This is a genomic window from Pedobacter sp. ASV12 (assembly GCF_016429155.1).
In the GTDB taxonomy this organism is placed as follows: Bacteria; Bacteroidota; Bacteroidia; order Sphingobacteriales; family Sphingobacteriaceae; genus Pedobacter.
This window is the reverse complement of the sequence record NZ_JAELUC010000107.1, coordinates 1-10,364: the sequence shown is the minus strand read 5'-3', so window position 1 is coordinate 10,364 and position 10,364 is coordinate 1. Positions and strand designations below refer to the sequence as shown.

Sequence of the window (10,364 nt, the reverse complement as noted above, 5' to 3'; positions counted from 1 at the left end):
CCCCCCCCCCCCCCCCCCCCCCCCCCCCCCCCCCCCCCCCCCCCCCCCCCCCCTTTTAGATGTGTATAAGAGACAGCCCATTTGCGTAAGGTTATATTGGAGATGGGGATATTGGCTCAGGCTGTGGTTAATAAAAAGGAAACTGGATTTTTGGATTTGAATGTATTGATTAATGCCCAAGGCACCCCAACTATACAGCAATGCAGCAATTGCAGCCAACAAAAGTACGGGTAAAATAAACAAGGACAGCTTGAGTTTTGCGTAGTTCTTTAAAATATTTATCTCCATTATTTTTTGTGCTGATTGGTTTGCGCCTTAATTAGGGTGGTTTCGGACGATTGAAGGATTAAATGCTATTCCACCATCAAGCAGAAAATACAATGAAAGGGACACGAGAAGGGTTTGAGGGATGTCCCATATTTTTACTTGTTAAAAAAACAAATTACTGTATCAATTTTGTAGTAATTCTGAATTTACTAACCTAATAAAAAGTTGGCATATTATTTCGGAAACCCATATTAAATTTCGGCCTTAGAATCTGCCTGTTTTTTCAGGCAAGGTTGCTGGACAGACAAAACAAAAAAGCCCCTTCTGTTTTCGCAGAAGAGGCTTTCACTTGTCGGGGTGGCAGGATTCGAACCTACGACCTCCACATCCCAAATGTGGCGCGATACCGGGCTACGCTACACCCCGATCGGTATCTTAAGCTCAAGAATAAATTCTTAAGGCTGCAAAGATATAAAAATACCGACAAGATGATAAATTTTTTAAAAAATATTTAACCTATAAGCACAAATTATCATCAGCCATCACTAAAACTTATAGCTGTAGCCCAATCTAAAAACCTGTGTTTCTAAATAGTCGGTGCTTTTTAGCGTAAAACCATTGCCTATAACCGTTCTTTTGGTTTTGAGGGTATTGAAAAGATCGGTGCCATTCAAGAACAATTTACCCTCCATTTTTGCAGCTGTCGCTTAATGCCCAAATCGACCGAAAACCTAGAACCAATGGTGCCCCGTGGTACAATATAACTTTGGCATCGGTTATTTTTTGTAAATTGAGGCAAATCAGTAAAACCGACATGTTATGTGGAAAATCTATGCCCTGCTTTCGGCCTTTTTTGCGGCAGCTACAGCTATTTTGGCTAAAGTTGGCATCAAAGGCATCAATGCCAACCTGGCAACGGCCATCCGTACGGTGGTTATCGTTTTTATAGCCTGGGGAATTATTTTGGCTACTGGCGAAATCAAGGAGATTAAAACACTCACCAAACAAAATCTTATTTTTCTGGCACTTTCGGGCGTAGCTACAGGCTTGTCGTGGATATTCTATTTCAAAGCCTTGGAAAAAGGCGACGTCTCGAAAGTAGCGCCCATAGACAAGCTTAGCGTAGCCATTGCCCTTGGTTTGGCCTTCCTGATTTTGAAAGAACCCATTGAAGCCAAAACCCTGATTGGCGGCTTGCTGGTGGTGGCCGGTAGCATTATTATTATCCTTTAGTACGTTCAAGAGAATTGCTTTTTCTACTACAGTATTGCTACAGAATGTTTGAGTTGATTTAAATTAAAAACTCATGAAAAAAAGATTTTTTTCGCTAGTGGTCTTGCTAGGTTGCGCGCTGCTAGGTACTGCCCAACAAAAAACCGGGCTTCATTTGCTGAAAGTCCATAAAATTGAAAGCGACGGTGGCTGGGACTACCTCTCTATCGACCAAAAGAATGGCTTATTGTACGTATCGCATGGCAATCAGGTTAACATCATCAATAAAAACACAAGCGATTCTGTGGGCGTCATCCGCAATACCCAGGGCGTACACGGCATTGCCATAGCCAACGAATTTAACAAGGGCTATACCAGCAATGGCAGAATGGGTTCTTGTACGGTTTTCGACCTAAAAACTTTCGCGGTAATTGCACAGGTAAACGTTGGACAAAATCCAGATGCCATCTTTTTCGACAGCTTTTCTAAAAAGGTATTTGTTTTTAATGGCAAAAGCATGGATGCCAGCGTTATCGACCCTAAAACCGACAAGTTGATAGCAACCATCCCATTGGGTGGCAAGCCCGAAACCGGTGTTTCGGATGGCAAAGGCAAAATTTATGTCAACATGGAAGATACCGGCGAAATTATCTGTTTTGATGCCAATACTTTTAAAGTGCTTTCAAGGTACAGGCTCAAAGGTGGCGAAGAACCTTCCGGATTGGCCATAGACAAAACGACCTCGAGATTGTTTACGGTTTGCAGCAACAAGGTAATGATTGTTATGGAAGCCAGTACAGGCAAAGAATTGGCGGTTTTACCCATTGGTGATGGTGCCGATGGCGTAGTTTTCGACGAAACCACCAAAACCGCCTACAGTTCGAATGGCGAAGGCAATATAACGGTGGTCAAAGAACTAAACGACCAACGTTTTGAGGTACAGGAAACCATTGCCACCAAAACAGGCGCCAGAACCATCGCCTTAGATACCCAAACCCACCATTTGTTTTTGCCTACTGCCGATTTTGAAAAAGCGGCAACGGCGAATGCACGCCCTAAGCGGGTTCCAAAAACCTTTCAGGTATTGGAATTTGGCAAATAACCATCCTATCGCCCCGAACCAAACAGCAATATTGCTTAACTGGACCGGGGCGATTCTATTTTTTCTGTTAACGGTAAAATTTCCTGATCAGGCTTGGCAAGGCAATAAGCAATAAAGGCAGGCCAACAATAAAACCGCCGATTACGGCAATAGCCAAAGGCTGATGCAGCTGCGCTCCGGCTCCAATACCCAAGGCCAACGGCATTAAGGCAATAATCGCACCCAAAGCAGTCATTAATTTGGGGCGCAAACGCGTAGAAATGGCATAAGTAATGGCATCGTCTACATTTTTTTCAGGCAGCGATTCTTTAAACTGCAGGAAAGTAAAAATGGCATTTTCGCCAATAATGCCCACAATCATAATCAATCCGGTATAACTGCCCACGTTTAATGGCGTATGGGTGATGAATAGCGCCAGGTAACTGCCAGAAATCCCCAACACGGCAATCACCAAAATGAGGAAGGCAATCTTAAAATCCTTGAACAAAAACAAAATGACGCTGAATACCAGCAGACTCGATGCAATTAAGATGGTCAACAATTCGGCAAAAGACTGTTGCTGTTCCTTGTAGGCCCCGCCATATTCGATGTGGTAGCCCGAAGGCAGGTTAACTTTTGAGCCAACGGCCGTTTGGATATCTTTCATGGCACTGCCCAAATCGCGGTTGTCTAAACGTGCGGTAACCACTCCTATCGACTGCAGGTTTTCCCTTTGCACTTCGGCACTGCCAGCCTGTATCGCTACCTTGGCCAACTGCTGTATCGGAATGGCTGTTCCATTGGGCAGGAATATCTTCATCCTGCCAATATCCTGGATACCAAAACTACGGCTGTTGGGATATACCATACGAATAGGCGACAGCAATTGCTGATCGTATAGATCGCCAATCAGGTTGCCCTGCATGGCCGTTTGCACCTGTGTTTGGAAACTCACAGGCGTAATGCCATATTGGGCCAATAAATTGAAATTAGGCTGAATGTTGACGGTTGGACCCGAAAGCACAATGCCATCAAAAACATCGGCCGTACCGTTCACTTTCGAAACAATAGCAGCCACTTTTTTAGAAAGCGCCTGCAATGTTGCCTGGTCATTGCCAAAAACCTTCACTTCGATAGGTTGCGTAGAACTCATCAAATCGCCGAGCATATCTCCTATCACCTGTCCAAAATCGATTACCAAAGCCGGCTGGCTGCTTTCAATTTGGCTACGGATTTCCGAAATCACTTCTTCTGTAGTTTTGGTCCTGTTTGGCTTCAACTGGATCAGGTAGTCGCCGGTATTGGGTTCGGTAATAAAAAAGCCCATTTGGGTACCTGTACGCCTCGAATAAGCCTGTACTTCGGGTATTTTAACCAGCTTTTTTTCTACTTCCTTCAGCATCCTGTCGGTTTCTTCAAGCGAAGTTCCCGGTGGCGAAGCATAATCGAGCACAATACTGCCCTCGTCCATTTCGGGCAGGAATCCGGTTTGTAGATTTGGAAAAACCAATACCACAGACAGCAACAATAAGGCTAGAAAGGTAAAACTGATCCACGAACGTTGGATAAAGTAGCGCACCCAGCGCTGGGATTTCACTTCCTGCACCTTTGTTTGGGCACGCAGCGCATGCTTCCCGCTATTTTTGGTCAGCAAAAGGTAAACTACCGGCAAACCGATCCAGGTTACAAAAAACGAGCATACGAGGGCAATGATCATGGTATTGGTCATCACCTGAAAATAAGAGCCGGCAACCCCCGTCATCAGTACAAAAGGGATAAAAATAACGATGGTACTGATAGAAGAACCCAACATGGCCGGAAACAGGTAATTAATGGCCCTAATGAGCAGGTTTACGGTTGGCTCTTCTGGATGCTCCTCATGTGTACGGTGAATTTGCTCTACCACCACAATGGCATCGTCGATGATCAAGCCAATGGCCGCCGCAATGGCACCCAAGGTCATGATGTTTAGCGAATACCCTATAAAATAAAGCACGATGATGGTCAGACAGAGCGTAATCGGGATGGTGATCAATATCGTGGCGCTGGCTTTGAGCGACCTTAAAAAAACAATAGCTACCACAATGGCCAAGGCTAAGCCAATCCAAAGGCTGTCTCTAACGCTTTTTACCGATTCGTTTACAAAATCGGCCTGTACATAATAAGGTTTGATGCTTACGCCCGCAGGCAACATCCTTTTCAATTGCTTCACTTTAGCAACCATTTGGGCCGATAAATCGACCAGATTGGCATTGGGCTGTTTGATTACCGCAATGAGCACGCCATCCTTGCCATTGGCATTGATGCGGGTATACTCTACACTTTCCTGTATTTTGACGTTGGAAATATCTTTCAGCTGAACCATACGATTGCCTTTCCGGGCCAGTACCAGGTTTTCTAAATCAGTTTTGCTTTTCACCGTGGCATCAGTAACCGAGAGGTACAGGAAATGCGATTGCGAAAGATAGCCGTTGGATTTAATGAAATTGGTTTGCCCCAAAGCGGTGCTTACCTCATCGGGCGAAATGCTCAGGGCCTGCATTTTTTGCGGATCGAGCTCGACCCAGAATTCTTTGGTTTTGCCGCCAATCACCCTGATTTCGGACACGCCGTTAACTTGCGATAAAAAGGGCTTAACCGTATAATCGGCTATGCGTTTGAGCTCGGCAGGCGATTTGGAATGGCTTTCTAAACTGTAGCCGCTTACCGGCAAAATGGAAGGGTTCATTTTCTCGACCGAAATATTTACCCCAGGTGGCAAAAAGCCACTTATTTTTGCAATTTGTGCTTCGATACGCTGCTGACTGAGGTCGATATCGGCACCAGGGTTCATGTAAGCCGACAATTCGCAACTGCCTCTACTGGTTGTGCTTCTTACCAATTGCAAGTCGGGTACTTGTTTCACCGCATTTTCTAAAGGCCGGGTTACCGTAAGCACCATTTTATCGACCGGCTGAAGCTCGGCCTCGGCAATGATTTTTATCTTGGGAAAAGTAATTTCTGGAAACAACGAGGTTTTGAGCTGCAGAAAGGAATAGGCTCCGCCCAGCAATACAATAACCAATACGGCCAGAATAGGATTTTTATGGGAAAGAAAAAAATTCTTCATCTTATTTCATGATTTTGACCTTCGCCGTATCAGCTATGCCGTAATTCCCAGTAGTTACAATACGATCGGTTGGAGCAAATTTGGGACTGAGCACCTCTACAAAGCCATTATTTTCGATTCCTTTTTTTACGTTTACCTTAACGGCCGTAGAATCGTTGATCATTTTCATTACCCAAAACTCTTCTTCGGTTTCATTGGCCAACACAGCCGATTTAGGCAATACCTGGGTATTTGCACGGTTGCTTTTAATCAGTTTCACTTTGGCAATCAGTCCTTCGGGAATGGCAGTGGGCGCATTTACCTTAAGGATGTAGCGTTGGGTTTGCGCCAGCGAATCGACCGAAGGCATGGTACCAGCCAAGCTGCCCTGCAGGTGCTGTCCGTCGGGCAATTCAATGCTGATGTTTTTGTTGATATAAATAAGCTGGTTGTACTCATAAGGCAAATCGAGCAAAAATACCAAACTGTTGCGGTTGCTGATGGTGGCCAAGGCCTCGCCATCTTGAACGTAATCGCCTTTTTGGTGATTTACCTGTACAATCAGGCCAGCTTGGGCGGCCCTGATCTGGGCAACACCAGAAAATTTGAGGCTGGGATCGAGCTTGTTTACGCTGTTGCCAATGGCCTTGGCTTCTTTGGTAATCAAACTGAAAAGCAATTGTCCGTTGTCCACCTGCTTGCCGGTTTGCGCATTGGCGGTTTGGATATAGCCATTGATGTTTGCCTTGACAAAACTTTTTTGCAGATAGGCCGATACGGCGTTTACATCAATGGTTTCCAACAGCGAGGTGTCTGCCACCGAAACTACCTGTACAGGTGTGACAGGTACGGGCGGTTCGGCTTTAGTGTCGGTTTGTTGCCGGCAGGAGGTTAAAGCCAATAATGCAAAAACTGCAGGACATAAAATTTTGATAGCGCCTTTCATATGAATTAATTGTTCCAGTAGTTAAATTGATTAATGAGTTTGAGCCTATTGGTGGTGGTTTGCCTCAACAGTTGCTGTGCGGCCAGGTAATTATTAATGGCAATTACATAATCAGCTACACGCACATCGCCGGTGCGCAATAGTTTACTGTCTACTTCAATCAGCCCCTTGGCAAACTTAAGCTGCTGGTTCAACTGGCCAAACAAGCTTTCGCTGGCATGGAGCTGTTGCGCAATCAGCCGCAACTGTTGTTGTTGCTGACGTACAAAAAAATCTTTGTAATAGGCCGACGACGACAGGCCCAGGCTCAGTTTTTCGTATTGCATTTTGCGCTGATGCCCGTCGTAAATTGGAATAGACAAGGTAAAACCCACACTTGCCCCAAAATTTTTATAGGGTTGCAACACAAAAGACGAATTATAGCCACCATTGGCATACACGCCAAATTTGGGCTGGTAATTGAGGTCAATAGCTTGTTTTTGGTTCAGGTTTTTCAAACTGTCGATGGTAAAACGCCGCACAAAAAAGCCGTTGTCCATTTGCGCCACCTTGCGCTCTAATTTGGGTTCGGCCAGGGTCACCGTAGCCGTATCTGTAATTCCGGCCAGGTAGTTCAAGTTGGCATAATCGTTTTTGTACTGGATTTCAGCCTGTTTTAAAGCCAATTGTTGTTGTTGCAGGGTAACCAAAAAGGTAAGGTATTCTGATTGCTTGTACACATTGCTACGGGTCAATTGCTTAAGCAGGTGCTCCTCTTGCTGGAGCAAATGCGTAAGTTCTTGGTTAAATGCCACTTCTTGCTGACTGGCATAAGCCGAAATGTATTGATCGGTTATTGATTTTTTAAGATCGAAAAGCGAAAGCTGGCTGGCATATTTAACCGAATCGTTTTGCAACTTAACGCCTGCTAGCTGGTTATTGATTCTTTTTTTGTTCAGTACATCGTAGTTAACGGTAAGCAAGGCTTCTAAAGCCTGTCCGTTGGTGAGCACTTCATCGTAGCCATAGCCCCTAACTACCGGCGCATATAAACCCGCAGCGCTGGCCGAAACCTGTGGCTTTTTGGTGGCAAGCGCCAGGAGGCTATCTATTTTAAGCGATTGCTGCTGGTTTTTGTAGTCTTTGAGCACGGGACTGAGGCGTATGGCTTCCTGCAGGAAATCGTCGATGCTCTTCAATTGCGTTTGTGCGCTAGCCACAAGGGCCTGCATGAGCATTATGGTGCAAAAAATCAAAAATCTCGAGATGATTTTCATCAATAAAGCGTATTTATTGTACTTAAAGTTATTGAAGAAAGTTGAAGAATTGCCACCATTAGACAGTCGCATCATCAACTTGGTTTTAAAACTTATAACTGGCCATCAACCCGTTAGCACCCTCCTGCCTATAGGGCATTACCGAAAGGTTTTGTACCGATTTACCGGTAAATACCCTTCTGATGTAAGGATAAACAAGGTAGGCGATTTTGGTAGAAGCTATACCAAAGCCCGCTCCCGCAACCACATCGCTAAACCAATGCTTGTTGTTGTACATGCGCAAAGTGCCGGTAGCTGTAGCTACAAAATAACCGGCATAGCCGTACCATGGCGAAACGCCCTTATACTCCTGGTATAAAAATTCGGCCGCCGCAAAAGCCGAAGCTGTATGGCCAGAGGGGAATGAATTGAACCCCGAATGATCTGGGCGAGGGCGCTGTACACCATTTTTAACCAAATGGGTTGAAAGCCCCATAATGGCTGCCGAGGTTACATACAGCATCGAAGCGTCCAATAAATTGTGTTGGCCTTTTATTCCGGCCAGGTTCAGTCCGTAAACAGCCAAGGCCGGCGCAAACTGGATGTAATCGTCAACATGGGCCGCAAACAGCGGATGGTCTTCCTGCAGTTCGGCCCTGGTGCTTTCATCAAGTTCCTTTAATGCACCATTGTTGTAAACCGCGACAAAGCCATAACCCATTAAGGCTACAGGGGCAATAAATGCAGCAGGCCTGAATTTAAGCGGTTTTATTTCCTGGTGGATATTCCGTAATGCGATTTGTTGTGCATCTGCCAAAGCCAGTGTATCTGGCTGCTGTGCTAAACAGGTACCAGCCGTACACAACAACAGCAGGGTGCCTGTTAAAGTGTTTTTCATTTTGGAGAGAGGTAAACTAAGGTTTAATGGAATTGCCCTGGGCATCAAAAAGCAAATCTTTGCCTTTTACCTCTGCCTCGTAAACTACTTTGCCATCGGCTTTGGTAATTTTGGCCGCTTCGGCAACTTTTTGGCCTTTCAGCTTCATTTTTACCGCATCTGGCAGTTCAGACACCTTAATTTCTACTTCGGTTTCCAGCAATACGCCTTGCGGGGTATATACTTCGCTGGTTTCTTTGCCGTTTAAGGTAAATCCGGCTTCAAAGTTGGCTTTTTCCATCTCCCAGCTTACCTTGGTCAAACCCGCATGATTTTTGGCAAAGGCCGCTTTTACCGGGGCCGGCACTTTACTGGCATTTACTTTTTGGGCATAGCTTGTCGAAACCGCAAGCCCTAGTGCTAAAGATAATACAGCTATTTTTTTCATGGTGCTCATTTTTGAATAAAACTAGCATCCAATTATGTAGCAATTCTGTAGCTAAAATGTAGAAATCCTAAAGCCTTAGGCTAGGGTTTAAAATTGATGGTAAACTGATGCTGCTGGTGCTGATAAGCATAACGGATCGCGAAGCCATACAAGGCACAGATCTGTTTGCCAATGGCCAATCCAAGACCCATGCCCTCAGAAGCGGCCGATTTGGAAAAGCGTTCGAACAGCTGATGGTCGAGTGCTGCATTTTTGCCCGTATTGCTGATTTGCAACGAATTGGCCTGCAGCTTGATGCTCACAGTGCCGCCGGTGTGGTTGTGCCTAATGGCATTGCTTAGCAGGTTGTTCAACAGAATATCGGCCAGGTACTTGCTCATTTGCACGGTACAAGGTGCCAATTCGAGGTGCAAAACAAGGCCATCTTTTTCGAAAAGTTCTTGAAACTGCCTGGTTTTATTGGCCACCAGCTCTTCCATCGCAATCTCCTGCAAATCGGGAATGAGGTTATTTTCTATTTTGGCCAACAGCAGCAGCGATTGGTTGAGCCTAAACAAACGCCCAACGCCATGATAAATATCTTCCAGTATTTCGCCCTGCTCGGCGGTAAAGGATTCGGTCTGCAATAACGAATCGAGCTTGGAATTGATAATAGCCAAAGGGGTCATCATTTCGTGCGAAGCATTGTCGGCAAAGCTTTTAAGTTCCTTATAATCTTGTTTTACGCGGGCAGCCATGGCATTGGCCGAACGGTTCAGCTCCCTAAATTCGTCAATATGGGTAGGCTCCTGCACAATATCGCCCATCTTGGTCAGTTCATAGGTCTTCATGTGGTTCAGGATGGCATAAAAAGGCCTCCATAACCTATTCAATACAAAGCGATTGATGAGCATGAGGGCCAACAACAGGATAATGGTTACCCCCAGCGTAATGAGCAGGATAATGCGTACCAGGTCTTCCGACTCTACCCTTGATTTGATGATGGTAACTTCATATTTCCTGCCGTTCAGGCTTACCGAAGTCACCAAACTTCTGCCCGGTTCATTTTCACGCTCTTTGGCATTGAGGTATTCGGTATAATAGAACCTGCGCAAAAAACTGCTGGAAAACGGTTCGCCCGATTACCTCAAGTCTATTTACGGAATTGGCTATAAATTTGGCAATTAAATGAAATTGGCCACCAGATATAACCGCGTTAACCTGCTTGTTT

9 protein-coding genes, 1 tRNA gene and 1 pseudogene are annotated in these 10,364 nt (G+C 45.3%); 2 read left to right on the top strand and 9 right to left on the bottom strand.

All coding sequences use genetic code 11. The annotated features are described in order from the left end of the window. From JHD69_RS17685 to JHD69_RS17675, 3 genes and pseudogenes are all read right to left on the bottom strand, one after another. A pseudogene (locus JHD69_RS17685) lies at positions 1-288 on the bottom strand (hypothetical protein); the annotation flags it as partial. A 331-nt stretch (positions 289-619) separates the two neighbouring features. Continuing rightward, positions 620-693, bottom strand: a tRNA-Pro gene (locus tag JHD69_RS17680). Positions 694-812: 119 nt separating this feature from the next. Then, complete coding sequence (locus JHD69_RS17675; RefSeq protein WP_199141677.1) at positions 813-959, bottom strand: hypothetical protein; 147 nt, start codon at positions 957-959, stop codon at positions 813-815. Positions 960-1,086: 127 nt separating this feature from the next. On the opposite strand from JHD69_RS17675, the gene JHD69_RS17670 reads away from it, so the two are divergent. Then, entirely contained in the window at positions 1,087-1,500 is a 414-nt protein-coding gene (locus JHD69_RS17670; protein WP_199141676.1) for an EamA family transporter, read from the top strand. A 73-nt stretch (positions 1,501-1,573) separates the two neighbouring features. Then, positions 1,574-2,581, top strand: coding sequence for a YncE family protein (locus tag JHD69_RS17665; RefSeq protein ID WP_199141675.1), 1,008 nt, complete (start codon positions 1,574-1,576; stop codon positions 2,579-2,581). Positions 2,582-2,648: 67 nt separating this feature from the next. On the opposite strand, the gene JHD69_RS17660 is transcribed toward JHD69_RS17665, so the two are convergent. The 6 genes from JHD69_RS17660 to JHD69_RS17635 form a co-directional block, all read right to left on the bottom strand. Then, positions 2,649-5,669 carry an efflux RND transporter permease subunit gene (locus JHD69_RS17660; RefSeq protein WP_199141674.1) on the bottom strand — a complete coding sequence of 1,007 codons (3,021 nt, stop codon included), beginning with the start codon at positions 5,667-5,669 and terminating at the stop codon, positions 2,649-2,651. Between the two features lies 1 nt (position 5,670). Continuing rightward, positions 5,671-6,594 (bottom strand): efflux RND transporter periplasmic adaptor subunit, encoded by a 924-nt coding sequence (locus tag JHD69_RS17655; protein ID WP_199141673.1) that lies wholly within the window; start codon positions 6,592-6,594, stop codon positions 5,671-5,673. 5 nt (positions 6,595-6,599) lie between these two features. Next, positions 6,600-7,925 (bottom strand): TolC family protein, encoded by a 1,326-nt coding sequence (locus JHD69_RS17650; protein ID WP_199141672.1) that lies wholly within the window; start codon positions 7,923-7,925, stop codon positions 6,600-6,602. A 10-nt stretch (positions 7,926-7,935) separates the two neighbouring features. Then, positions 7,936-8,727, bottom strand: coding sequence for a phosphatase PAP2 family protein (locus tag JHD69_RS17645; RefSeq protein ID WP_199141671.1), 792 nt, complete (start codon positions 8,725-8,727; stop codon positions 7,936-7,938). Positions 8,728-8,743: 16 nt separating this feature from the next. After that, positions 8,744-9,154 (bottom strand): hypothetical protein, encoded by a 411-nt coding sequence (locus JHD69_RS17640; RefSeq protein ID WP_199141670.1) that lies wholly within the window; start codon positions 9,152-9,154, stop codon positions 8,744-8,746. A gap of 80 nt (positions 9,155-9,234) precedes the next feature. Continuing rightward, positions 9,235-10,248, bottom strand: a complete 1,014-nt coding sequence (locus JHD69_RS17635; protein ID WP_199141669.1) for a type IX secretion system histidine kinase PorY — start codon at positions 10,246-10,248, stop codon at positions 9,235-9,237. Positions 10,249-10,364 lie beyond the last annotated feature (116 nt).